28 protein-coding genes are annotated in these 23,809 nt (G+C 68.0%); 15 read left to right on the top strand and 13 right to left on the bottom strand.

Annotated elements, in window-relative coordinates; genetic code table 11:
- Positions 1-49 precede the first annotated feature (49 nt).
- The 6 genes from JF52_RS0101790 to JF52_RS0101765 all read left to right on the top strand — a co-directional run bounded on the left by JF52_RS0101790 (position 50) and on the right by JF52_RS0101765 (position 4,426).
- Positions 50-763, top strand: coding sequence for an AzlC family ABC transporter permease (locus tag JF52_RS0101790; RefSeq protein ID WP_052166678.1), 714 nt, complete (start codon positions 50-52; stop codon positions 761-763).
- Positions 760-1,074 (top strand): AzlD domain-containing protein, encoded by a 315-nt coding sequence (locus JF52_RS0101785; protein ID WP_033104800.1) that lies wholly within the window; start codon positions 760-762, stop codon positions 1,072-1,074. Before JF52_RS0101790 ends, JF52_RS0101785 begins: the two co-directional genes overlap by 4 nt.
- 41 nt (positions 1,075-1,115) lie before the next feature.
- A complete protein-coding gene (locus JF52_RS0101780; protein ID WP_052166677.1) occupies positions 1,116-1,499 on the top strand; it encodes a hypothetical protein in 384 nt (127 codons plus the stop codon).
- 9 nt (positions 1,500-1,508) lie between these two features.
- Positions 1,509-1,829: a ferredoxin gene (fdxA, locus tag JF52_RS0101775; protein WP_033104799.1), complete on the top strand. Its 321-nt coding sequence runs from the start codon at positions 1,509-1,511 to the stop codon at positions 1,827-1,829.
- A gap of 6 nt (positions 1,830-1,835) precedes the next feature.
- Entirely contained in the window at positions 1,836-2,948 is a 1,113-nt protein-coding gene (gene dapC, locus JF52_RS0101770; RefSeq protein ID WP_033104798.1) for a succinyldiaminopimelate transaminase, read from the top strand.
- Between the two features lie 182 nt (positions 2,949-3,130).
- Positions 3,131-4,426: a citrate synthase gene (locus tag JF52_RS0101765; protein ID WP_084595466.1), complete on the top strand. Its 1,296-nt coding sequence runs from the start codon at positions 3,131-3,133 to the stop codon at positions 4,424-4,426.
- Positions 4,427-4,509: 83 nt separating this feature from the next.
- Here the strand turns inward: JF52_RS0101765 and JF52_RS0101760 are convergent, their stop codons facing one another.
- Both JF52_RS0101760 and dapD read right to left on the bottom strand, forming a co-directional pair.
- Positions 4,510-5,949, bottom strand: coding sequence for a DEAD/DEAH box helicase (locus tag JF52_RS0101760; protein ID WP_084595464.1), 1,440 nt, complete (start codon positions 5,947-5,949; stop codon positions 4,510-4,512).
- Between the two features lie 237 nt (positions 5,950-6,186).
- Positions 6,187-7,140, bottom strand: coding sequence for a 2,3,4,5-tetrahydropyridine-2,6-dicarboxylate N-succinyltransferase (dapD, locus tag JF52_RS0101755; RefSeq protein ID WP_033104797.1), 954 nt, complete (start codon positions 7,138-7,140; stop codon positions 6,187-6,189).
- A gap of 58 nt (positions 7,141-7,198) precedes the next feature.
- Here dapD and dapE point away from each other — a divergent pair, with 58 nt between their 5' ends.
- The 3 genes from dapE to JF52_RS16725 all read left to right on the top strand — a co-directional run bounded on the left by dapE (position 7,199) and on the right by JF52_RS16725 (position 9,732).
- Positions 7,199-8,272, top strand: coding sequence for a succinyl-diaminopimelate desuccinylase (gene dapE, locus JF52_RS0101750; protein ID WP_033106175.1), 1,074 nt, complete (start codon positions 7,199-7,201; stop codon positions 8,270-8,272).
- Positions 8,254-9,471 carry a hypothetical protein gene (locus tag JF52_RS0101745; protein ID WP_033104796.1) on the top strand — a complete coding sequence of 406 codons (1,218 nt, stop codon included), beginning with the start codon at positions 8,254-8,256 and terminating at the stop codon, positions 9,469-9,471. The genes dapE and JF52_RS0101745 overlap by 19 nt, the downstream gene beginning before the upstream one ends.
- Positions 9,472-9,564: 93 nt before the next feature.
- A complete protein-coding gene (locus JF52_RS16725; protein ID WP_084595462.1) occupies positions 9,565-9,732 on the top strand; it encodes a DUF3117 domain-containing protein in 168 nt (55 codons plus the stop codon).
- A gap of 64 nt (positions 9,733-9,796) precedes the next feature.
- On the opposite strand, the gene JF52_RS0101740 is transcribed toward JF52_RS16725, so the two are convergent.
- Complete coding sequence (locus JF52_RS0101740; protein WP_033104795.1) at positions 9,797-10,432, bottom strand: O-methyltransferase; 636 nt, start codon at positions 10,430-10,432, stop codon at positions 9,797-9,799.
- Positions 10,433-10,523: 91 nt separating this feature from the next.
- Between JF52_RS0101740 and JF52_RS0101735 the strand changes: the two genes are divergently transcribed.
- Positions 10,524-10,958 (top strand): Sec-independent protein translocase family protein, encoded by a 435-nt coding sequence (locus tag JF52_RS0101735; RefSeq protein ID WP_033104794.1) that lies wholly within the window; start codon positions 10,524-10,526, stop codon positions 10,956-10,958.
- Position 10,959: 1 nt separating this feature from the next.
- Here JF52_RS0101735 and JF52_RS0101730 read toward each other — a convergent pair whose 3' ends face one another.
- Genes JF52_RS0101730 through JF52_RS0101715 form a run of 4 tightly spaced genes read right to left on the bottom strand, consistent with a single transcriptional unit; the run spans position 10,960 to position 14,470 of the window.
- Complete coding sequence (locus tag JF52_RS0101730) at positions 10,960-11,463, bottom strand: YcxB family protein (RefSeq protein WP_152594794.1); 504 nt, start codon at positions 11,461-11,463, stop codon at positions 10,960-10,962.
- Positions 11,464-11,514: 51 nt separating this feature from the next.
- Positions 11,515-12,654: an Mrp/NBP35 family ATP-binding protein gene (locus JF52_RS0101725; protein ID WP_033104792.1), complete on the bottom strand. Its 1,140-nt coding sequence runs from the start codon at positions 12,652-12,654 to the stop codon at positions 11,515-11,517.
- The gene (locus tag JF52_RS0101720) at positions 12,651-13,202 is read right to left on the bottom strand and encodes a DUF1003 domain-containing protein (protein WP_033104791.1); all 552 of its coding nucleotides are present in this window, start codon (positions 13,200-13,202) and stop codon (positions 12,651-12,653) included. Before JF52_RS0101720 ends, JF52_RS0101725 begins: the two co-directional genes overlap by 4 nt.
- Entirely contained in the window at positions 13,202-14,470 is a 1,269-nt protein-coding gene (locus JF52_RS0101715) for a magnesium transporter MgtE N-terminal domain-containing protein (protein ID WP_033104790.1), read from the bottom strand. The genes JF52_RS0101720 and JF52_RS0101715 overlap by 1 nt, the downstream gene beginning before the upstream one ends.
- 67 nt (positions 14,471-14,537) lie before the next feature.
- Here JF52_RS0101715 and JF52_RS0101710 point away from each other — a divergent pair, with 67 nt between their 5' ends.
- Complete coding sequence (locus JF52_RS0101710; RefSeq protein ID WP_234001392.1) at positions 14,538-15,326, top strand: general stress protein; 789 nt, start codon at positions 14,538-14,540, stop codon at positions 15,324-15,326.
- Between the two features lie 69 nt (positions 15,327-15,395).
- On the top strand, positions 15,396-16,043 hold the full coding sequence (locus JF52_RS0101705) for an alpha/beta hydrolase family protein (protein WP_052166676.1): 648 nt from the start codon (positions 15,396-15,398) through the stop codon (positions 16,041-16,043).
- A gap of 4 nt (positions 16,044-16,047) precedes the next feature.
- Here JF52_RS0101705 and JF52_RS0101700 read toward each other — a convergent pair whose 3' ends face one another.
- The gene (locus JF52_RS0101700; RefSeq protein WP_234001393.1) at positions 16,048-16,689 is read right to left on the bottom strand and encodes a YdcF family protein; all 642 of its coding nucleotides are present in this window, start codon (positions 16,687-16,689) and stop codon (positions 16,048-16,050) included.
- The gene (locus JF52_RS0101695) at positions 16,686-18,098 is read right to left on the bottom strand and encodes an aminopeptidase P family protein (RefSeq protein ID WP_033104789.1); all 1,413 of its coding nucleotides are present in this window, start codon (positions 18,096-18,098) and stop codon (positions 16,686-16,688) included. The genes JF52_RS0101700 and JF52_RS0101695 overlap by 4 nt, the downstream gene beginning before the upstream one ends.
- A gap of 36 nt (positions 18,099-18,134) precedes the next feature.
- Between JF52_RS0101695 and JF52_RS0101690 the strand changes: the two genes are divergently transcribed.
- A complete protein-coding gene (locus JF52_RS0101690; RefSeq protein WP_200880931.1) occupies positions 18,135-18,524 on the top strand; it encodes a DUF3054 domain-containing protein in 390 nt (129 codons plus the stop codon).
- Between the two features lie 94 nt (positions 18,525-18,618).
- Here JF52_RS0101690 and JF52_RS0101685 read toward each other — a convergent pair whose 3' ends face one another.
- Positions 18,619-19,635, bottom strand: coding sequence for an endonuclease/exonuclease/phosphatase family protein (locus JF52_RS0101685; RefSeq protein WP_033104787.1), 1,017 nt, complete (start codon positions 19,633-19,635; stop codon positions 18,619-18,621).
- A gap of 113 nt (positions 19,636-19,748) precedes the next feature.
- Here JF52_RS0101685 and JF52_RS0101680 point away from each other — a divergent pair, with 113 nt between their 5' ends.
- A complete protein-coding gene (locus JF52_RS0101680; RefSeq protein ID WP_033106171.1) occupies positions 19,749-20,639 on the top strand; it encodes a PHP domain-containing protein in 891 nt (296 codons plus the stop codon).
- A 61-nt stretch (positions 20,640-20,700) separates the two neighbouring features.
- On the opposite strand, the gene JF52_RS0101675 is transcribed toward JF52_RS0101680, so the two are convergent.
- Positions 20,701-22,215 (bottom strand): DEAD/DEAH box helicase, encoded by a 1,515-nt coding sequence (locus JF52_RS0101675; RefSeq protein ID WP_033104786.1) that lies wholly within the window; start codon positions 22,213-22,215, stop codon positions 20,701-20,703.
- Between the two features lie 182 nt (positions 22,216-22,397).
- Between JF52_RS0101675 and JF52_RS0101670 the strand changes: the two genes are divergently transcribed.
- A complete protein-coding gene (locus tag JF52_RS0101670; RefSeq protein ID WP_033104785.1) occupies positions 22,398-23,108 on the top strand; it encodes a ferritin-like fold-containing protein in 711 nt (236 codons plus the stop codon).
- Between the two features lie 30 nt (positions 23,109-23,138).
- On the opposite strand, the gene JF52_RS0101665 is transcribed toward JF52_RS0101670, so the two are convergent.
- The gene (locus JF52_RS0101665) at positions 23,139-23,426 is read right to left on the bottom strand and encodes a hypothetical protein (RefSeq protein ID WP_033104784.1); all 288 of its coding nucleotides are present in this window, start codon (positions 23,424-23,426) and stop codon (positions 23,139-23,141) included.
- 6 nt (positions 23,427-23,432) lie between these two features.
- Positions 23,433-23,657 (bottom strand): DUF3107 domain-containing protein, encoded by a 225-nt coding sequence (locus JF52_RS0101660; protein WP_033104783.1) that lies wholly within the window; start codon positions 23,655-23,657, stop codon positions 23,433-23,435.
- Between the last annotated feature and the right edge of the window lie 152 nt (positions 23,658-23,809).

Here is a 23,809-nt window from a genome sequence, read left to right as displayed (position 1 = left end):
GTGTTCAGAATGGTCGTCAGGTGTTCACTGAAGCGAACGGGATTCATCCATGTCACAGCGGCGCGAGGTCTGGCGCGAGGGGCTCGGCGTCGCCGTCGCCACGAGCGCCTACGGCATCTCGTTCGGTGCCCTCGCGGTGGCATCAGGACTCGACATCTGGCAGACCAGTGTGCTGAGCCTTCTCATGTTCACGGGCGGGTCGCAGTTCGCGTTCATCGGCGTGTTCGGTGCGGGCGGCATGGCGGCTCTGCCATCGGCGATCGCCTCTGCCGCCCTGCTGGGCGTGCGCAACCTCGCCTACGGCATGCGCATGTCGCCGATCATCGGAAGCGGCTTCTGGCGCCGCACCGCCGCGGCGCAGGTGACGATCGACGAATCCACGGCGGTCGCGATCTCGCAGGCGACCCCCGCGCTGAGCCGGCTGGGTTTCTGGGTCACGGGACTCGGCGTCTTCATCGGCTGGAACATCACGACGCTCCTCGGTGCACTCCTCGGCGATGTGTTGGGTGACCCCAAGTCCTGGGGACTGGATGCCGCGGCCGCTGCCGCCTTCCTCGCGCTGCTGTGGCCGCGGCTGAAGCAGCGGCAGGCGATCGCCGTCGGTGTGGCCGCAGCGGTGATCGCAGCATCCCTCACGCCCGTCATGATGCCAGGACTGCCGGTGCTGGTGGCGGCTGTCGTCGCGATCGTGGTCGGCTGGTTCAACTGGCTGGGGCGTGACGACGTCCGATCATCCGGTACGGCGACGGAGGTGAGTACGTGAGCGTCTGGAGCGCCGTGCTGCTCGCGGCCTGCATCTGCGTCGCGTTGAAGACGTTCGGCTATCTGATCCCCGCCCACTATCTCGAGGCACCGCGTCCCGCGCGGATCTCCGACCTGCTGACGGTCGCGCTGCTTGCCGCACTCGTCGCGGTGCAGACGCTGGGGAGCGGGCAGGCGGTCGTGGTCGACGCCCGGATCCCCGCCGTTCTGGTCGCCGCGGGGCTGCTGTACCTGCGCCAATCATTCCTGGTGGTGGTGATCGCGGCGGCGGCCGTCGCGGCGCTGCTGCGTCTGGTCGGCTGGGCCGCCTGAGGCGTGTTCGGCCCGACGGTGCGAACGCGTAAAGTGGGGGAGTGCCGAACTGGATCTCCCGAGGACTCGCCTGGCTCGCCGCCGCGCTCGTCGGCGTCGTGTACGGGACCGCGGGAACCATCGCCCACAGCCTCATGTGGGGAGTGATCCCGGTCGGGATGATCGTGGCGGCCATCGCATGCGCGGCGCTGCTCATCGCGGTGCGAGCACTGACGCACGATCGTGGAGCGACTGTCGTAACGGCGCTCGGGATGCTGGGGATGGTGATGATCATCTCCGGTCCGGGTCCCGGGGGCTCCGTCATCGTGCCGAACACGCCGATAGGGCAGATCTGGATCTATCTCGTCGCCGGCATCGCGCTGCTCGTGATCGCGTGGCCGAACCTCAAGCGCTTGCCGAGGCGGACCACAGCCGACGGGCCGTAGACTGAAGGCGTGACGTATGTGATCGCTCTTCCCTGTGTCGATGTCAAGGATCGTGCCTGCATCGACGAGTGCCCCGTTGACTGCATCTACGAGGGCGAGCGATCGCTGTACATCCACCCCGACGAATGCGTGGACTGCGGCGCGTGCGAGCCGGTGTGCCCCGTCGAGGCGATCTACTACGAGGACGACCTGCCTGAGGAATGGGCCGACTACTACAAGGCGAACGTCGAGTTCTTCGACGAGGTCGGATCTCCTGGAGGCGCGGCCAAGATCGGCGTCATCAAGTACGACCACCCGATCATCGCCGCTCTTCCCCCGCAGGGCGAGTAGCGGAGCGTGGGCGTCCACGACCTGGCCGATTACCCCTGGGATGCGGTCGTCTCCTACCGAGAGCGCGCAGCACAGCATCCGGATGGTCTCGTCGACCTCTCGATCGGCTCTCCGGTCGACCCGACGCCCGAGATCATCCGCAAGGCGCTCGCCGACGCGACCGACGCGCACGCATACCCGCAGACCGTCGGCACTCCTGCACTGCGCGAGGCGATCGTCGACTGGTACGCACGGCGCCGCGGTGTGCCGGACCTGAGGGTCGACAACGTCATGCCCACGATCGGCTCGAAGGAACTGGTCGCGCTGCTTCCCACCCTGCTCGGACTCGGCGAGGGGGACATCGTCGTGTTCCCACGCGTGGCGTACCCGACATACGAGGTGGGAGCGCGCGTCGCGGGCGCGACGCCGGTCGCCGAGGACGATCCTGCTCTTTGGCCCGAGGGTGCGCGGCTCATCTGGATCAACACCCCCGGGAATCCGGACGGACGCACCTGGACGGTCGAAGAGCTCGCGGTCGCCGTGCGTCGCGCCCGTGAGCTGGGTGCTGTGCTCGCGAGCGACGAGTGCTACGCCGAGCTCGGGTGGGACGGCCAGTGGGCCGAAGAGCCGGTGCCCTCGGTGCTCGATCCCCGTGTGACGGACGGTTCGCGCAAGAACCTGCTCAGCGTCTACTCGCTCAGCAAGCAGTCGAACCTCGCCGGCTACCGTGCCGCCTTCGTCGCCGGATGCGCGCGCGTCGTCGGCGATCTGCTCACCGCTCGCAAGCACCTCGGACTCATGCCGCCGGCGCCGGTGCAGCAGGCCATGACGGTGGCACTGCGGGACGACGCGCACGTCGCCGCGCAGAAGCAGCTCTATCGCGCACGGCGCGACCTGCTGCGCCCCGCGCTGCAGGCGGCCGGGTTCCGGATCGACGGCTCGGAAGCAGGACTGTATCTGTGGGCGACCGAGGGCCAGGATGCCTGGGAGTCGATGGGGCGCCTCGCCGACCTCGGCATCCTGGCGGGACCGGGTCCGTTCTACGGCGCCGATTCCGGTCAGCACGTGCGGCTGTCTCTGACGGCGCCGCTCGAGCGGGTCGCAGCAGGGGCAGCGCGGTTGCGCGGAGCTTCTCTGTAGGTTCCCACGGTAACCGCTCGCCATCTCTTGGCGGATGTCACAGTAGGCCGATACGACGACTAGGCTGTAAAGGCGATTCGGTCGAGATCCGGCCAGGCGCGCAGCGCCATGCATCGCCGCTCGATAGTTCGACCAACGGCGAATCAGATCGACAGGTCGAGTCAACGTACAAGGAGGACCGCGTGAGTGCAGCGGGAGATCAGCAGGCGAAGGCGACTCTCACGATCGGTGGAACCACAGCGGAATTCCCAGTACTTCGTGGCACGGCGGGCAACGACAGCATCGACTTCTCGACGCTGACGAAGCAGACCGGATACACCGGCCTCGACTACGGCTTCGTGAACACGGCATCCACCAAGTCGGAGATCACGTTCATCGACGGCGACAAGGGCATCCTGCGCTACCGCGGTTACCCGATCGAGCAGATCGCGAAGAACTGCAGCTATCTCGAGGTCGCCTGGCTGCTCATCTACGGCGAGTTGCCCTCCGCTGACGAGTTGGCGAACTTCGATGACCGCATCCGTCGCCACACTCTCCTGCATGAGGATCTGAAGCACTTCTTCTCGGCGCTGCCGCACACGGCTCACCCGATGTCGGTGCTGTCGTCGGCTGTCGCCGCGCTCTCGACCTACTACGAGGGCCAGACCGACCCGAACAATCCCGAGCATGTCGAGCTCAACATGGTGCGCATGCTCGCCAAGCTGCCCGTTATCGCGGCGTACGCGCACAAGAAGAGCGTCGGGCAGGCGTTCCTCTACCCGGACAACTCGCTGAGCTTCGTCGACAACTTCCTCAAGCTCAACTTCGGCGTGCACTCGGAGCCCTACGAGATCAATCCGGTCATGTCGAAGGCGCTCGAGCTGCTGCTGATCCTGCACGAAGATCACGAGCAGAACGCCTCCACCTCGACCGTGCGCATGGTCGGCTCGACCGGAGCGAACCAGTTCGCGTCGATCTCCGCCGGCATCCAGGCGCTCTCCGGCCCGCTGCACGGCGGCGCGAACGAGGCCGTCCTCACGATGCTCGGACAGATCCGCGACTCCGGTCAGAGCGTCTCGCGCTTCGTGGAGAGCGTGAAGAACAAGGAAGACGGCGTGAAGCTGATGGGCTTCGGGCACCGCGTCTACAAGAACTACGACCCTCGCGCCAAGCTCGTCAAGGAAGCCGCCGACGAGGTCCTCCGCGAGCTCGGCGTCACCGACCCGCTGCTCGACGTCGCCAAGGAACTGGAAGAGCTCGCCCTCGCGGACGACTACTTCAAGGAACGTCGTCTGTACCCGAACGTCGACTTCTACACCGGCGTGATCTACAAGGCCATGGGCTTCCCGACGCGCATGTTCACCGTGCTGTTCGCGATCGGCCGCCTTCCGGGGTGGCTGGCGCAGTGGCGCGAGTTGAACCTCGACACGCAGACCAAGATCGGCCGCCCGCAGCAGCTGTACACCGGGTCTCCGGAGCGTCAGTTCCCGATCCGCTGAGGCGCGTACGCGAAAGGCCCCGAATCCTCTCCAGAGGAGTTCGGGGCCTTTCGCATGTGCGGTGAGGCAGGTGCTGGCGGGGCTCAGCGGCCCTGGAATCCGCCGCCCTGTGCGCGGCGCGAGCCTCGCGTGTCGACGCGCTGGCCGACCTGCAGGCCGCGCGAGCGCTGACCCTGCTGCCCGGAGCGCTGGCTGTCGCCCTGAGCCGCGGACTGGCCCTGGCTGCCCTGGCCCTGCGGACGCCGGCGACGGCGCGCCGGCGAACCGGAGGCAGGTCCGCCGCTCTGCTGCGGCTGCCTGGCCTTCTTCGGCTGCTGCTGCTGCACCGGCTGCGGGGGAGCAGGACGCACGTGTGCGGCGCGCTCTCCGACCAGCTCGGTCACGATGCCCGCGTTGACGTCTTCCAACGCTGCAGTGATCTGGGCCTTGCGGAGGAGATCCTTCACATCGCGGCGCTGCTCGGGCAGCACGACGGTGACGACGGTGCCTGCGGCACCCGCGCGTGCGGTACGGCCTGAGCGGTGCAGGTACGCCTTGTGCTCCATGGGCGGGTCGACGTGGACGACCAGGTCGACGTTGTCGACGTGCACTCCACGCGCGGCGACATCGGTCGCGACGAGCACGCGCACGCCACCGTCGGCCGGATCGGCCGAGAACGCGCTGAGGTTGCGCTCACGTGCGTTCTGCGACAGGTTGCCGTGCAGGTCGACAGCGGGGATGCCGGCGGCAGTGAGCTGCTTGGCCAGCTTCTTCGCCTGGTGCTTGGTGCGGGTGAAGAGGATGCGACGACCGGTGCCGGAGGCGAGATCGCGGACGAGGCCCGTCTTGTGCTCGGTCGAAGTGGTGACGAGCACACGGTGGGTCATCTCGCCGACGGGAACGCTGGACTCGTCGACCTCGTGGCTGACCGGGTTGGAGAGGAAGCGCTTGGCGAGCGAATCGATGCCGCGGTCGAGCGTCGCGCTGAAGAGCAGACGCTGGCCGCCGGCCGGGGTCGCGGTGAGGATGCGGGTCACGCCGGGCAGGAAGCCGAGGTCGGCCATGTGGTCGGCCTCGTCGAGCACCGCCACCTCGACCGAATCGAGCGAGACGACCTTCTGCTTCATGAGGTCTTCGAGGCGGCCGGGGCAGGCCACGACGATGTCGACGCCGCTGCGCAGCGCCTGCTCCTGCGGACGCTGGCTGACACCGCCGAACACGGTGGTGACGCGGAGGCCGACGGCCTCGGCGAGCGGCGCGACGACGGCGGCGATCTGTGTGGCGAGCTCGCGGGTCGGTGCGAGCACCAGGCCGCGGGGGTGGCCGGGACGGCTCTTGCGGCCGGAGGAGATCAGGCTCGCCACCAGCGGGATCGCGAAGGCGATGGTCTTTCCGCTGCCGGTGCGGCCGCGACCGAGGAGGTCGCGTCCGGCGAGCGAGTCGGGAAGCGTGTCGCGCTGAATGGCGAACGCCTCGGTCTTGCCTTCAGCGGCGAGGACCGAAGCGAGGGGCGCTGGCACGCCGAGTTCGAGGAAGGTAGGCATAGAAGTACTCCATGACGCGTGTGATCGCGTCTGATTCGTGTGATGGGCGACCGCGCACAGGAAGTGCGCAGAGGTTCGCCGTTCGAAACGCCAACTGGTGGAGGAGCTGTTGAGCTCGCTACGGTCTGGGAAGACCCCGTGACGACGACGCAGTTGCCTCAAGTCGATCTGGACAACTCTTCCACCTTACCAGGGATGCATGCCCGAAGCTGCATGCACGCCGTTCTGGCGCGTCTGTCAGGCGTGCAGTGCCTCGTTCAGCGTGACGCCGACACCCGTCCGCTGCTTCGCCTCGATAGCACCTGAGACCGAGTTGCGCCAGAACAGCAGGCCGTTCCCCCCGGACAGTTCTGCGGCCTTGACGACGCGCTTGCCGCCGTCGGCCGTGTTCGGACCGTCGACCAGCACGACCTTGGATCCGGCGGTGAGGTACACCCCGGCTTCGAGGATGCAGTCGTCGCCGAGAGCGATGCCGAGGCCCGCGTTCGCGCCCAGCAGGGTGCGCTCACCGATCGAGACACGTACGCTGCCGCCGCCGGAGAGCGTGCCCATGATGGATGCGCCGCCGCCGATGTCGCTGCCTTCGCCGACCACGACGCCCTGTGAGATGCGGCCTTCGACCATCGAGGCGCCGAGAGTGCCGGCGTTGAAATTGACGAAGCCCTCGTGCATCACGGTGGTCCCGGGCGAGAGGTATGCGCCGAGGCGCACGCGGGAGGCATCGGCGATGCGGACGCCGGCGGGCAGGACGTAGTCGGTGAGCCGCGGGAACTTGTCCAGGCCCTGCACCTGGATGCCGTGGCGCTGCAGCAGCGGACGCAGCCGCGCGGCATCGGCCGGGAGCATCGGGCCGGCCGTGGTCCACGCGACGTTCGGCAGATGCGCGAAGATGCCGTCCAGATTGAGCTCGTTCGGGCGCACCACGAGGTGCGACAGCGCGTGCAGCCGGAGATACGCGTCGGCAGTGGAAGCCGGAGCCTGGTCGAGATCGACCTGCAGCTGCACGGGTTCGGTGCGCACGTTGCGCCGGTCGTCGGCCCCTGCCAGCGCCTCCCAGGTCATGGCGGCTGCCGCGGCATCCGCAGCGTCGAGGTCGCCGGCGGAGACCTCGGGGAACCAGGCATCCAGGACAGTGCCGTCGCCGGCGATCGTGGTCAGGCCGATACCCCAGACGGTGCGCGCGTTGCTCATGGCACCAACGCTACCGAACTTCCGAATGCACATCGGCGCGAAGGCTACGCTGGAGGGCATGCTGTTCGATCTGACCGCCTCATCCGTCGATCTCACCCGCGCGATCTGCGACGTCCCCAGCGTCTCCGGCGATGAGGCTGCGCTGGCCGACATGATCGAGGCCTCCATCGCACCGTACGATCACCTCGAGGTGATCCGGCACGGGAACACGATCGTCGCGCGTACGAACCTGGGCCGCGCGCAGCGCGTCGTGATCGCAGGTCACATCGACACGGTCCCCATCAACGACAACGTGCCTACGCGCGAGGTCGACATCGACGGTGCTCCGTACCTCTGGGGACGCGGCACCGTGGACATGAAGGGCGGCGTGGCGGTGCAGCTCAAGCTCGCCGCCGAACTCACCGCTCCCGTGGTCGACATCACCTGGATGTGGTACGACAACGAAGAGGTCGCCGCATCCCTCAACGGACTGAACCTGCTCGCAGCCGATCGTCCCGACCTCTTCGCGGCCGACTTCGCGATTCTCGGTGAGCCGTCCAACGGCCAGGTCGAGGGCGGATGCAACGGCACCCTCCGCGCGATCGTGCGCACCCACGGCGTCCGCGCGCACAGCGCGCGCGCGTGGATCGGCGAGAACGCGATCCACCGCGCAGCGCCCATCCTCTCCCGCCTCTCCGAGTACCGTGCCAAGGAGGTCACGGTGGAGGGGCTCGCCTACCGCGAGAGCCTCAGCGCGGTCCGCATCGTCGGCGGCGTCGCCGGCAACGTGATCCCGGATCTCTGCGAGGTCGAGATCAATTACCGGTTCGCGCCGAGCAAGACCGCCGCGGACGCCGCGGCGCACGTGCACGGCGTGCTCGAGGGGTTCGAGGTGGAGATCACCGACTCCGCCGAGGGCGCCAGGCCCGGCCTCGATGCCCCGATCGCCCAGCAGTTCGTCGCTGCCGTCGGAGCCGAGCCGCGACCCAAGTACGGATGGACGGATGTCGCGCGCTTCTCCGCCATGGGCATCCCCGCTGTCAACTACGGGCCCGGCGATCCGCACCTCGCGCACCACGACGAGGAACGAGTGCCGCTCGCCCAGATCGACGCGGTGGAGCACGGACTGCGGGCGTGGCTCACCGCGCCGTGATCACGGCCGCGCGGCGGTGGGCGAACATCCCGGTCATCCTGCGCATCGCGGTCATCTACGTTCTCGGACGTCTGGTGACCACGGGATTCCTGGCCATCGCCGCCGAGCTGTCCGGTCCGGGCTCGCGCTTCGGCGCTGACGCCACCATCGGGAGCTTCATCCTCGGCTGGGACGCGCAGTGGTACTGGCTGGTCGCGTGGGAGGGGTATCCGTCCGTCCTGCCGCTGACGGAGTCCGGTCAGGTCGCCGAGAACGCCTGGGCGTTCATGCCGCTCTACGCATACGCGGCGCAGATCATCGGCATGCCGTTCGGATCCTGGGGTGCCGGTGCGCTGCTGATCTCGCTCGTCGCGGGTTTCTTCGCGTGCGTGATGCTCTACCGGCTGCTGCATCGCCGCATCGGCGACTCGGCGGCGCTGTGGGCTGCGACATTCTTCGCATGGGGGCCGTTGGCGGCGCTGTTCCAGGTGGGCTACGCCGAGGTGCTGTTCGTGCTGCTGCTGCTGATCGCGCTCGATCTTCTCGCGCGGCGCAGATTCGGCTGGCTCTACCTCGTCGTCGTGCTCATGGCGTTCACCCGTCCTGGCGTGCTCGCCTTCGCACTGTATCTCGGGCTCTACGGCATCCTGAGGTGGGTGCGCCGCCGCGCGGACCCGCTGCCGCCACGCGAGGTCGTCCACATCATCGCGCTCGGTGCGCTGGCGACGGCGACCGGGTTCGCATGGCAGACGATCGCCGGCCTCGTCACAGGAGATCCCGGCGCATACCTCGCGACCGAGCTCAGCTGGCGTCGCAACTGGGGGATCGACGCCGAAGGCTTCATCCCGTTCGAGGGCTGGTGGCAGGCCGCGCAGTTCTGGTTCGCCCAGTGGGGGATGCCCGCGTGGTGGGGGCCGGTCGTGCTGCTGATGTTCGTCGGCGGGAGTGCTGCCGCGTTGCTGTTCGCGCCGCAGGTACGCAGGATCGGGGTCGACCTGCGACTGTGGAGCGCGAGCTATCTGCTCTACCTGCTCGCGGTCTTCTTCCCGCAGTCGAGCACGTTCCGGCTGCTGATGCCGCTCACACCGCTGTGGGCAGCCGTCGCGGTGCCTCGGTCACGGCTGTATCGGCTGAGCGTGCTGGCGTTGTGTCTTCTCGGCCAGTGGGTGTGGATCTACCACATGTATGCGCTCGGGAACACGTACTGGCAGGTCCCGTGACCTCGCGTTCATGACGTATTCTTCCGCCGTGCGCACCGAGGCGGAAGCATACCGATAAACTTGATGCATACCACCGGAGGAAAAGGAGTCACGATGGCAGCGATGAAGCCGAGGACCGGAGACGGACCCATGGAGGCCGTGAAGGAGGGGCGACTCATCATCGTGCGCGTTCCCCTCGAAGGTGGCGGCCGTCTGGTCGTCTCCGTGAACGATGCCGAAGCGAAGGAGCTGCACGACGTGCTGGCAGGCGTCGTGAGCTGACTTCCGATTTCACTTCGAAGGGGCGGCGGATCATCGATCCGTCGCCCCTTCGTGGTTGTCGGAGTCAGTCCCTGTGGATGCTGACGAGCTGCAGCAGGCCCTCGCCGACGGTCGAGATCGCGGCGAGCACTGCGGGGGACTCCTGGGTCTCCTGCACAAGCGAGCGGTACGCGCTCGTGACGGCGTCGCGCTGAACCGGGTCGGCTGCCTTGCCGCCGGCGAGAACGCGGGGGACGAGCACGATGCCGCCGGTACGCACAAGTCGCAATCCGTGTTCCACGTACTCGATGACGTTCTCCGCGTCGGCGTCGACCAGGACGATGTCGTACGAGGCCTCGTTCATGCGCGGCAGCACATCGGAGGCGCGGCCGGTGATGAAGCGTGCCTTGGTCGGTGCGATCTTGGCCTCGCTGAAGCTGCGACGTGCAGCGGCCAGATGTTCCGGCTCATTGTCGATCGACGTGAGCACGGCTTGCGGTGCGCCACGCAGCAGCCAGAGCCCGGAGACACCTGCGCCGGTGCCGATCTCGACGATCGAGCGGGCGTTGGAGGCAGCGGCGAGCAATGCCAGCTGAGCGCCGATGGCCGGGCTCACCGGCGCCGCGCCCAGCTCGAGCGCGTGCGATCGAGCACGCGCGATCGCGGCGGGCTCGATGATGGCCTCGCGGATGTAGCGTGCGTTCGCGTCGTTCTCGCTCATGACCCTGCTCCCAATGGATTTGCTGCTCTGCCCAGAGTATTCGCAAGCGCTACCAGAGCGAGGCAGGCGCGGCGAGTAGTAGCCTGTGTACATGGATTTCGGTCTCACCTTCGAGAAGCTTCTGCTCATCGGTGTGATCGCTGCGGTCATCATCGGTCCTGAGCGCCTGCCGAAGGCGGCAGAGACGTTCGCGGGATTCGTCCGCAGAGCTGGTGAGTACCTCCGCGACACCAAGAGCAAGATGCGCGACGAGATCGGTCCGGAGATCGACGACGTCGACTGGCGCAAGCTCGACCCGCGTCAGTACGACCCCCGCAGGATCATCCGCGACGCGCTGATGGACGATGCGCCCTCCGGAGCAGCAGCCACCGCTTCGGCGGCAGCAGGCACCGCTTCGGCGGCAGCAGGCACCGCCGCAGTGGCGGCGAGTGCCGCGACGCCTCTGCTCGACCCGCCGCGTTCGCCGATGGTGCGCCCGGCGTTCACGAGCGAGGCGCCTCCGCCGTTCGACCTCGAGGCGACCTGACTCAGATCTTCGCCTTGAGCTGCGTGATGTCCGCGTCGCTCAGCAGGGCTCGTGGCACGGCTGTGACGATGGAGGCGCCGCGAAGCAGCAGGATCACCGCGTGCCTGCCCACGCGCACCGCGCGGAATGTGGAATAGGCCATGTCGGAGACGCCGTTCTTCGCGAACAGCGTGATCGTCTCGTCACCCAGACTCACCCCCACCGTCGAGCCGGACGGCATCGCCGTCATGATGGCCCTGCGCACCTGAGCGCGTGTGAACAGGATCGACGCGACGACGAAGGCCGCGATCGCCACGAGCGTCCAGGTCAGCGTGGTCGTCTGCTCCTCGTCGACTCCGCTGACGATCGAGAGCACGATGGCGTTGAGGACGAAGGCGGCGATCAGCGCGGTGTACGCGATGAGTGCGAGCGGACGGGTCAGCGAGTAGACGGTCGCGTCGGCGGACATGCCCCGGAGCAGTTCCGGATCGACGCGCATGGAGCGGGGAGAGGGGGCGCTGGTCACGTCACGAGTCTTTCACGACAGCGACATCTCTTTCACGACAGCGACATCTCTTCACGACAGCGACATCGGCAGCGATCTGCCTGCGAGCCCACGGCCCCGGTGTGCGATCGTATCGGCCAGGGACTGGATCGCCTGCGCCGCAGCGTCCGCCGGGTCCCCGAGAACAACCGGAATACCCCTGTCGCCGCCGGTGCGCAGAGCAGGGCTGAGCGGGATCGAGGCGAGCAGCGGAACCTCGGCGCTCTGGTCGGCGCCGGACGTGGGGACCGAGAGCGCGGCGGCCACCTCGACGCCCCCGCCGGAGCCGAACAGATCGACGACGGTTCCGTCTGGCAGCGTGAAGGCCGCCATGTTCTCGACCACGCCGATCACGCGCTGACCGGTCTGCCTGGCCACCAGCCCGCTGCGGATCGCGACATCGGATGCCGCCGCCTGCGGCGTCGTGACGACGAGGACCTCGGCGTGCGGGAGGATCTGGCCGATCGAGATCGCGATGTCGCCGGTGCCGGGTGGCATGTCGATGAGCAGCACGTCGAGGTCGCCGAAGTGCACGTCGGTCAGGAACTGCTGCACTGTGCGGTGCAGCATCGGGCCGCGCCAGGCGACGACCGCTTCGCCGTCGCGCAGGAACATCCCGATCGAGATGGTCTTCACGCCGTGCGCGACCGGCGGCAGCATCAGATCGTCGATACGGGTCGGCTGCGTGCCGGCTGGGATGCCGAGCAGCCCGGGGATCGAGAACCCGTGCACGTCGGCGTCGACCAGACCTACGGCGAGACCCTGTGCGGCCAGTGCCACTGCGAGATTCGCGGTGACGGTCGATTTGCCGACGCCGCCCTTGCCGCTGGAGACGAGGATGACGCGTGTCAGCGAGTCGGGGCCGAACGGCATCTGCCGCGCCGGCCTGCCCGCCCGGAGCTTCTCGGTGAGCGCTTTGCGCTCGTCGGGCGTCATCACCCCGAGCTCGACGGTCACGTCGGAGATGCCCACGACGGATGCTGCGGCACGGCGCACGTCGCTCTCGATTCGGTCCGAGGCCGGGCATCCCACGATCGTCAATGCGATGCCGACCTGGGCATGCTCGTCGACGACGGTGATCTCGCGCAGCATGTCGAGATCACCGATCGGCCGCCGCAGTTCGGGATCGGTCACTGCGGCGACCGCCTGACGCACGCGTTCTGCGAGGCTCATGTGCGCGGACTGTTCCGGGTGGGGGCGGCACCATTGCCCGCGGCGGAATCGTCCTCACGCTCGTCGTCGAGATCGGCCAGGAGCGACTTGAGCTCCGCGCGCAGGACATCCCGCGTCACGGCCTGATTGTTGCGTTCTTCGAGCGCCATGCGCAGCGCGACGATCTCGCGGGCGAGGTACTCGGTGTCTGCGAGATTGCGCTCGGCGCGCTGGCGGTCCTGCTCGATCTGCACCCGGTCGCGATCGTCCTGACGGTTCTGTGCGAGAAGGATGAGGGGAGCGGCGTACGACGCCTGAAGCGAGAGCATCAGAGTCAGAGCGGTGAAGCCCAGCGCGGCGGCATCGAAGCGCAACGGATCCGGCATCAGCGTGTTCCAGAGGATCCATGCAACGCAGAACAGCGTGAGCATCAGCAGGAACGCCGGTGTGCCCATGGCACGGGCGACCCATTCGGTGAACCGGCCGAAGCGGTCTCGGGAGGTGGGTCGCTGGCGCGTGGATCCGCGTCCGAGCGGAGCGTCGAGCGCGGAGCGGTCGGCCCTGGCCATCATCGCGCGCCTCCTTCTGCCACTGCGTCTTCGTCGGCGTCCTGGGTGCGCCAGTCATCCGGCAGCAGATAGTCGAGCACGTCGTCGATGCTGACGACGCCGACGAGGCGGTTGGCGGCGTCCACGACGGGGAGGGAGACGAGGTCGTAGCTCGCCAGCAGACGGGCCGTGTCGATGGCGGATGCCGTCACCGAGATCGGCTCCATCGTCTCGTCCACGATCGCGCCGAGACGCTCGTGCGGCGGGTAGCGCAGCATCCGCTGGAAGTGCACGACGCCCAGCAGCCGACCGGTCGGCGTCTCGAACGGCGGAAGAGTGACGAACACCGCTGCGGCCAGTGCCGGGTGCAGTTCATGGCGGCGGATCAGGGCGAGGGCTTCGGCGACGGTGGCGTCCGCGGAGAGGATGATGGGCTCGGTCGTCATCAGACCACCGGCAGTGTCGGGTCCGTAGCGCAGCAGCGTGCGGACGTCTTCGGCCTCCTCCGGCTCCATGAGTCCGAGCAGCTGCTCGAGGCGCGTCTTCGGCAGCTGCGCGAGCAGGTCGGCCGCGTCGTCCGGCTCCATCTGGTCGAGGATGTCTGCGGCGCGTTCGTCGCCGAGGCCGTCGAGGATGTGCACCTGCTCGTCTTCGGGCATCTCCTCCAGCGCGTCAGCGAGACGGTCGTCCGGCAGCTCGCCGGCCACCTCGATCATGCGCTGCTGCGGCAGATCGAGCAGAGTCGTCGCGAGGTCGGCGGCGTGCAGTTCGGAGTACGAGGCGACGAGCTGCTCGGCGGACTGCGACTCGCCAGGCGCGCGCTTCTCTGCGACCTCGTTCCATGCGGCGAAGGTCGTCGGTCCCTTGGCGAACGGTGAGGCGCTGGTCTTCGGCTTGCGCAGGAACAGCTGGCTGACGTTCCACTCGCCCAGGCGGTTGGGCTCGATCGCGACGTCTTCGATGACCGCACTGCCGGTGCCGTCGGCGAGCTCGACACGGCGACCGAGCAACTCGGCGAGCACGCGGACTTCGCCGGGGCGGGGTTGGAAACGGCGCACGTTGATGAGACCGGTGGTGAGTACTTGTCCCGACCGGATCGAGGTGACCCGTCCGATCGACATGAACACGTGTCTGCGGCCCGGGATCTCGACGACGAGGCCGATCACGCGCGGGGAGGCCGTACTTCGGTACACGATGACGACATCCCGGACCTTGCCGAGCCGGTCGCCGACGGGGTCGAAGACTGCGCACCCGGCCAGGCGCGCGACGAAAACCCGTTGTGTGCTCACGCTCCCAGCGTAGCCTCCGACCTGCGGATCGCGGGCTTGTCAGGGCACCGCGTGGAACAATGGGCACATGAGCATGTTGAACCGCCCAGCCGCCGGTAAAGCCGTGGGGGAGACCGTCGCGTCCGTCCGCGACTACGAGGCAGCGCAGAAGACGGTGTCGAAACTGATCGCCGGTGAGGTACCCGCACGCGACATCGCGATCGTGGGACAGGGCGTGCGCACGATCGAGCGCATCACCGGCCGGCTCGGATACGCAGCGGCCGCCCGCTCCGGCGCCGTGAACGGCGTGCTCATCGGTCTGCTGCTCTCGGCGATCCTCGTGATCGGCAACCCCGATGCACCCATCCAGCTCTTCGTCGGATTCGTGTTCATCGGCGTCGCTCTCGGCATGATCATGAGCCTCATCACGTATGCGATCGTGCGCCGTCGCCGCGATTTCGCGAGCGTCACACAGCTCGCCGCAGACCACTACGAGGTGACGGTGCTGCCGACGTCGCTGGCGAAGGCGCGCGAGGTCGTCGGCGATCAGCGCACGACCGTGGTCAAGCCCCCGGTGAATCTCGACGAGCCGCCCAGGTACGGGGAGCGCGTCGAGGCGGGGTCGGAGAAGACGACCGCAGTGCGCGACGGTGCCGAAGGGGAGCGCATCGGCGGGCACGTGATTCCGCCGCGCCCGGCGGATCCGGCGCCAGATGGGCACTCCGCCGCATCGCGAGCGGATTCTGCTCCGCGTTACGGTGAGCGAGTGGAGCCGTCGACGCCGGTTGCGCCCGCCGATTCGCAGGAGGCCGCAGAAGACACCCAGCCGGCCTCTGAGTCGAAGTCCGACGACGAGGGTCCCCGTGACAGGGCCTGACCGGCGCCCCGGGAGCACCACGGTGAAGGCAGTGCTCCAGGAGCCGTTCGCGATCGCGTACATCCGGTCGTGAACTTCGAGGTCGAGCTGCCGAACGGTGCGGCGACCGTCTCGGCGCTGTGGGCACCGGCATCGGGTCGCGGAACAGTCGTCGTGGCGCACGGCGCCGGCGCCGGCATGGAGCACCCGTTCCTCACCGGCTTCACCGACGCGCTGAACGCGGCCGGCTTCTCGACCCTGCGGTTCAACTTCCCGTACCGGGAGCAGGGCAGGCGGATGCCGGGACCCGCAGCACACGCGATCGCGACGTGGTGGGCGGCGGTGGCGCACGCGCGTTCGCTCGCCCCGGATGCCTCCCTATGGGCGGCAGGCAAGTCTTACGGCGGCCGGATGGCGTCGATGGCGGTCGCCGAGGGCATGGACGTCGACGGGCTGATCTACCTCGGCTATCCGCTGCATCCGCCTGGTCGACCCGACAAGCCGCGCACCGAGCATCTGCCTTCGATCACCGTGCCGCAGCTGTTCATCGAGGGGTCGAACGATCCGTTCATCCAACCCCTGTCTCAGTTCGAAGAGGCTGTCGAGAGCTGCATCGACGCGCGGGTGGAATGGATCGGCGGCGGCGGTCACTCGTTCGAGGTGAAGGGCAACAAACGCCCGCCCGAGGTCGTGGCCGCGTCTCTGGCACCGATCGTGGCGGCGTTCGCCGACGCCTGAGTTCTCATGGACTGAGCCGGACGCGTGCCGCCCGCTCCTTCAAGCGGAACAGCAGCAACCGCAGCGCAGCACCGATCTTCATCGGCACGATCTCGCCGAAACGGTGCTCGTCGGCACGGACCAGCCGCTCGGCGAGATCCGGACGCTGCTGCCACAGATACTCTCGAGCCACCTCGGCGTGCGGAGAGTTCGAGACGATCTTGATGACGTCGGCGTGCTCGATGAGCCCGATCGCGTTCTCGACGTTCTGCCAGGTCGAACGGCTGTCCGATTCCAACAGGATCCGTCCGGTGTAGTCGAGCTCGTCGCGGGCGAAGCGTTCCATCAGCTCAGCCTCGGCCACCTTGCTGTGCACGGTTCCGCCGCAGAGAACGAGCACGCTGTCGGAAGTGCGGTCGATCGAGCGGATGCCGGCGCGCACGCGGTAGCGGTTGACGAAGTTCGCACGCGCGCCGCGGTTGCCGTAGCCGAGCACGACCACGGCCTCCGTACCCGCCCGACTCTTCAGCTCAGCCGCACCAGGCGCGGTGCCCAGCATTCGCCTGCTGGAGCGCCAGTGCACGAACTCGGCCCAGACCGCGAACGCCGTGTACGTCGTGAACCCGGCCCGGAACAGCCGACGAAAGCGGTCGCGCTGTGCACTCAAGCCTGCTGCACCCGCGCGATCCACGCCTCGACGTCATCCGCGGTGCGCGGGATGCCGGCGGACAGGTTCACCGGTCCGTCCTCGGTCATGAGGATGTCGTCCTCGATCCGCACGCCGATGCCTCGCAGCTCTTGCGGAACAGTGAGGTCATCGATCTGGAAGTACAGGCCGGGCTCGATCGTGAAGACCATGCCTGCTTCGAGCACCCCGTCGTAGTACATCTCGCGGCGCGCCTGCGCGCAGTCGTGCACGTCGATGCCCAGGTGGTGCGAAGTGCCGTGCACCATGTAGCGGCGGTGCTGGCCGCCGGCATCCGCATCGAGCGCCTCTTCGGCGCTGACCGGCAGCACGCCCCACTCGGCCACGCGCGTCGCGATGACCTTCATCGCAGCCTCGTGCACCTCGCGGAACTTCACTCCGACGCGTGCCACGGTGAACGCGGCATCCGCAGCCTCCAGCACCGTCTCGTACACCTTGCGCTGCACGTCGTCGAAGGTTCCGTTCACGGGCAGCGTGCGCGTGATGTCGGCGGTGTAGAGGCTGTCGGCCTCGACTCCGGCATCCACGAGGATCAGGTCGCCGGGCACCACGGCGCCGTCGTTGCGCGTCCAGTGCAGATAACAGGCGTGCGGACCGGATGCGGAGATCGTGTCGTATCCCTCGCCGTTGCCGTCCTCGCGCGCTCGACGGTGGAAGACGCCCTCCACGACGCGCTCGCCGCGGGCGTGCTTCGCGGCATCCGGCAGCGCGTGGATGATGTCGTCGAAACCGCGGGCGGTGATGTCCACAGCCAGGCGCATCTCGGCGACCTCGTACTCGTCCTTCACGAGACGCAGCTCGGACACGACCCGATCGAGCTCGGCATCACCGAGGACGACATCGTCTGCGCCGGCCTCGAAGGCGGTGAGGTGATCGGTCGCGACATCCAGATCTGCGGCGACGCCGGCGAGTGACGGCCGAGGGCCGATCCAGAACTCGCCTACCGTGGCGTCCGCGTAGAACTCGGTCGTGGTGCGGTCCGCGCGCTCGCGGAAGTACAGGGTGACGTCGTGACCGTCATCGGCTGCCTCTGAGGAACGCGGCTCGAACACGAGCACGGAGTCCGGCTCGGTGTCGGCGGCCCACCCGGTCAGGTGCGCGAATGCGGAGTGCGCGCGGAACACGTAATCGGTGTCGTTGCTGCGCTGCTTGAGCGAGCCCGCTTCGATGACGAGGCGCTTGCCGGGGAATGCTGCGGACACCTTCGCGCGCCGGGCGGCGGCATACGCGGCCTGGGGGCGGGCAGCGGGCATCGACTCAGGACGCTCGGCCCAGCCGGTCGAGATCGTGTCCAGGAATCCGCGGGGGAAGGGCTGCTTGCGGTTCGTGACGGGGGCCTCGGCGATCGTGTCGCTCTCTCCGGTGTTCATCTATCCAGTCTCTCACTCCGACCTAGGCTGGGGAACATGACTGCGCCTCGCATGCCCATCGCCCTCACCATCGTCATCGACGTGATCCTCGTCGCGGTGTTCTGCGTGATCGGTCGGTTCTCGCATGCCGAGGGCGTGTTCAGCGACGTTCCGGGCCTCCTCAACACGATGTGGCCGTTCCTCGTCGCCGTGCTCGCCGCGCATGCGGTGATGCTGCTCCGGCGCACCCATGCGGATCGGATGCTGCCGGGCGTCGTCATCTGGGCCGTCACGGTGGTCGTGGGGCTGGTGCTGCGTGCACTGAGCGGGCAGGGGACCGCGATCGCCTTCATGATCGTCGCGACCTTGACGCTGGCGCTGTTCCTGATCGGATGGCGGGCGGTAGTGGCCATTGCGCGCCGGATGCAGAGTCATCGCTCTGCATAACTCCGGAGCTTTTCGGCGGATCCGGTTCAGTTGACGCAGCTACGGCTGGATTCGGGGCAGTTCTCCGGAGTCATGCAGCCGGACACCGGCGGACTCAGCCCGCGGGATCGAGCTGCACGACGAGCGCGCGGTGATCGCTGCCGGCGGCGTCCAGCACGAGCGATCCGGTCGGCTCCCAGTTCTGGCTCGCCATGATGCGGTCGATCGGCGCGCCGAGCAGCGCGGGGAACGACGCCGGCCACGTGCCTGTGGCTCCGGTGCCCGTTCGGCTCGCCGCATCGCGGCAGTAGCCCATGTCGCCGCCGTCCACTCCGAGCGAGGCCATGTGGTCGATCGTCGCATTGAAGTCACCTGCGAGGATGAAATCGCCCGCCGGACACTGATCGGCGATCCAGCTCAGGTCGGATTGCCAGCGCTCCATCGCGTCGACGCGCGGCGCGACCGCGTGCACGGCCACGATGGTCGGCCCGGTGCCGTTGACCGGCATCACGACCGCGCTCGGCACGGAGCTGGTGTTGTTGCTGCCGTCCGCCGACGACCCGATCACCGAGTAGTCGCCCAGCTCAGGGGAGACGAGGATCGTGGTCTCCCAGGCCTGCGGACCGTTCGGGACCTCGCCGAACTGCACGTGGTGCACCCACATCGGGCGCCCCTGCTCACGCAGCATGACCGCTATGCGCTCGCCCACGGATTCCGCGGTCTCAGGGAGCGTGACGACGTCGACCTCCTGAGTCAGGATCGCATCGGCGATGGTCTCGGCCGAAACGGCCTCTCCCGCGGTGTTCCAGGTGAGCACGCGGACGCTCGCCTCGTTCTTCGCCGGAAGTTCACCGGTCCCGAAGCCCCGCAGCGCGCTGATCCCGGCGATAGCCGCAGACCCGAGCAGGGCGACGATGAGGATGGACGCCGCGAATCCTCGCAGCGGCCTGGCGAACAGCAGCAGGAGAGACAGCACGGCGATCGCGAGCAGACCCGCCAGCACCGCACCGCGCACGGCGACGAGCTGTGCGAACGGGAAAGTCTGCTCGAGGTGGAAGAACTGCGGCCAGACGACGATCGCGGTCGCGATCGCGAACAGTACCGTCAGCAGGATCCCCAGGAGTCGAAACATCCCCTAGAGCCTACGGCCGCACACTGTGAATCGTCTGGTCCGACCCCCTGCGGATCGCGACCAGGCGTGGCAGCGGCACCGCCCTGCGTATGGCGCCGCGATACGCTCAGAGGATGACGGATGACGCGGTGCCGGGCGCCGGTGCGAACAGGTTCTCGGGGCCGAATGACCTGCATCTGCATTCCAATCACTCCGACGGCACCGAGACACCTGCGGAGGTGGTGCGACAGGCGCACGCCCACGGCATCCGCACGCTCGCCCTCACGGACCATGACCGCAGCACGGGGTGGGACGAGGCGGGGAATGCCGCGGCATCCCTCGGCATGACATTCCTCCCCGGAATGGAACTGTCCGCGAAGTACGAGTGGCGCAGCGTGCACGTCCTCGGATACCTGTTCGACCCGGACGACGGTGCGCTGCGCGCCGAGACCGATCGCATCCGAGGCGACCGCATCGGCCGGGCCGAGCGGATCGTGCGCAACATCGGCCGCGACTACGACCTCGTGTGGGCCGACGTGGTCGCTCAGACGGCAGGGGATGCCACGGTCGGACGCCCGCACATCGCCGATGCTCTCGTCGCCCGCGGCATCGTCAGCGATCGAAGCGCCGCGTTCGACGGCATCCTGCATCCGCGCGAGGGGTACTACGAGCCGCACTACGCACCCGATCCGCTCACTGCGGTGAATCTCATCACCGGTGCAGGGGGAGTGGCCGTGATCGCGCATCCCGTCACGTCAGGGCGCGAGCGGATGATGCCGATCCCGTTCATCGAGCGACTCATAGATGCCGGACTCGGCGGATTCGAGATCGATCATCGCGAGAACACCGAGCAGGGCAAGAAGATCCTGCGCGAGCTCGCGGCGAAGCACGACCTCATCGTGACCGGATCCAGCGACTACCACGGTGCGGGAAAGCCCAACCTTCCCGGTGAGAACACCACCTCGGACGAGATGGTCGCGCGCATCATCGAGCGTGCGACAGGCTCTGAGCCGCGCTACGCCTGAGGGGCGTTCTGCATACGAAAGCGGGGCGGATGCCGCAGCATCCGCCCCGCTTCGTCAGAACCTACGCGCCTGCCGGCGCAGCGCCACCCGAGCGGCGGCGACGGCGGCGACGCTGCGGGGCGGACTTGCCGTCGTGATGCTCGCCGCCCTTGCCGTCGTGCGTACCGGCACCTTCGGCGTCGCGCTCGACCGCGGGCGCCGCATCCGACGATACCGACTCGTTCGCCGTGGTGCCTTCAGCGAACGTCGAGCCGACCTTGTCACCCGAGCTGCCACGACGGCGACGGCGACGGCGCGTGGTGCCGTCGCCCGAACCCTGCTCGGCGGCAGCGTCGGCCGCGCGCTCAGGGCGCGGAGCACGCTGCGTCTTCACGGACTGCGTCTTGGGAGCCGTCGTCAGGCGGCCCTTCGTGCCTGCGGGGATGTTCAGGTCCTCGAACAGGTGCGGGCTCGACGAGTACGTCTCGACGGGCTCCGGCTGACCGAACTCGAGGGCGCGGTTGATGAGAGCCCACTTGTGCAGGTCCTCCCAGTCGACGAACGTGACGGCGATGCCGGTCTTGCCAGCGCGGCCGGTGCGGCCGGCACGGTGCAGGTACGTCTTGTCCTCGTCGGGGATCGTGTGGTTGATCACGTGCGTGACATCATCGACATCGATGCCTCGAGCGGCCACGTCGGTCGCGACGAGCACGTCGCGTTTGCCGGCCTTGAACGCGGCCATCGAGCGCTCGCGCTGCTCCTGGCCCATGTCGCCGTGCACGCCGCCGACGTTGAAGCCGCGGTCGCCGAGCTCGTCGACCAACCGCTGGGCCGCACGCTTGGTGCGGGTGAAGATCACGGTTTTGCCGCGGCCCTCGGCCTGCAGGATGCGGGCGATGACCTCGTCCTTGTCGAGCGAGTGCGCGCGGTAGACGAGGTGCTTGATGTTCGCCTGCGTCAGGCCCTCGTCGGGGTCGTTGGCGCGGATGTGGATCGGGTTCGACATGAACCTGCGGGCGAGTGCGACGATCGGGCCGGGCATCGTCGCCGAGAAGAGCTGCGTGTGCCGTACTGCCGGTACCTTCTGGAAGATCTTCTCGATGTCGGCGAGGAAGCCGAGGTCGAGCATCTTGTCCGCCTCGTCGAGCACGACCTCGGTCGCGTTCGACAGATCGAGCAGACGCTGGCCTGCGAGGTCGATGAGGCGACCAGGGGTGCCGACGACGATCTGCGCGCCGGCCTTCAGCTGGTCGATCTGGCCCTCGTACGCCTTGCCGCCGTAGATGGCGACGACACTGGTGGAACGGTTGCTGGTGAGCAGGTCGATGTCCTCGTACACCTGAACCGCGAGCTCGCGGGTCGGAACGACGATGAGCGCCTTGACGCCGGGTTCCGGGTTCTTGCCGAGGCGCTGCACGACGGGGACGCCGAAACCGAAGGTCTTGCCGGTACCCGTCTTCGCCTGGCCGATGATGTCCTGGCCGGGGAGGCCGAGGGGGATGGTCTGCTCCTGGATGGGGAACGCGTCGATGATGCCCTTGGCCGCGATTGCGTCGACGATGTCCTGATCGATACCGAGATCAGCGAATGTTGTCACTTGTTCTGTTGCCTGTCCGGCGGGCCTTCGGGAAGGAAGAGAGCGCCACGTTACGGATCCACGCCGTCTCTTGTGCCACAGGCGCGGGCCCCTGCTCCTACGGCAGGGCTCCTTCCAGACTACCCGAGCAGAGCGAATCGGCCGGAAGAACCGCTTTCCCGCCGCGCCGGTAGTCTGAACCCGTGGTGAAGTGGTTCTGGCAACGTGATGCCCCCAGGCGTACTCTGACGCTGCGCGCTCGTCGAGATGTCGGCGGGGCGATGCGAGTCGACTTCGCGGAACTCGCGCCGGAGCTGAACAGGTTCCTCGGCCAGGCCGCCTATCTGCAGCTCGGATACTTCGAGACGCTCACCCGCCTGATCAGGGCGACGCCCGAGCTCGAGGAGAAGGCCGCGATCACTCGTGCGGCCGGCGCCGCGCTCAGCAAGCACCGCGGCATCGTCGATGTGATCCGCCAGCAGGGTGAGGACGCGACCGAGCTGATGCTGCCGTTCCGCGAGCACCTCGATGCGTTCCGCCGCAAGACGATCGGCGCGCGGCCGCGCGAGACGCTGCTCGCGGTCTACATCACGGCCGGGATGCTGGACGACTTCTATCTCGCGCTCGCATCGAGCTACGGCGAGACGGGACGCCGGATCGCCGACATCCTCCGCGAGGACGACGACACCGGAGAGATCGTCGAGATCCTCAAGCGCACCATAGAGTCGGACCAGGAGTGGCGTTCACTGCTGTCGATGTGGGCACGCAGACTCGTCGGCGACACCGTGCTCGTGGCGCGCCAGGCACTGCGGCCGGAGCGCCTGGCCGAGGATGACGACAGGGTCGAGCCGGTCTACACCGAACTCATGGGGGCGCACGCGCGCCGCATGGATGCGATGGGCCTCGCCGCGTAGCATCCGCGTCGCTCACGAGACCGCGCCGGCTCAGATTCCGAGCGCGACCTTCTTCTCGGCATCCGCACGGTGACGCGTCGCTGTGACCGCGAATCCGACCACGGCGGAGATGACGACCGCGCCGCCGATGCTCGCCAGCCAGAGCCAGCCGTTGTCCTCACCGATGCCGGACCACTGCATCAGCGTGTAGACGACGGCCGCGACTGCAGCGGCGATGGCAGGCACGACGGCGACGCCCCGCAGTGAGCGGTGCGGAAGCACGAAGTGCACGGCGATACCCAGAGCGCACGCCGCGATGAGCGCGAGAAGGATGTACATCGCCGGTCAGGCGACGAAGCCGACGCGACGCGATTCTTCGGTGCCGAGTTCGATGAATGCCAGGTTCGCGGTCGGCACGATGTACGAGTTGCCCTTCACATCGGTGAAGCTCACCTGCGCGGCGTTCTGCTCGAGTGCCGCGGTCACCTGGGCGCGGACATCATCCGGGCTGGTGGACGTCTCGAAGTTCAGTTCGCGGCCGGTGTTGATGATGCCGATGCGGATTTCCACGCGTGCTCCTTGAAGATTCGGGGACTGCGCCCAACTCTACCCCGGTGATGTCGAGCCGGATCGGGCGCGGGGCCCGGTTTCGCCCTGGGCGCACAAGCGAGGTCGGGTTCCTCCGCGACGCGGTCAGGCAGTGTCCGGAGCTCGGACTAGCG

This window comes from Microbacterium profundi (assembly GCF_000763375.1).
Classification (GTDB): domain Bacteria; phylum Actinomycetota; class Actinomycetes; order Actinomycetales; family Microbacteriaceae; genus Microbacterium; species Microbacterium profundi.
The sequence above is the reverse complement of the archived record's forward strand: the minus strand, read 5'-3'. Positions and strand labels throughout refer to the sequence as shown.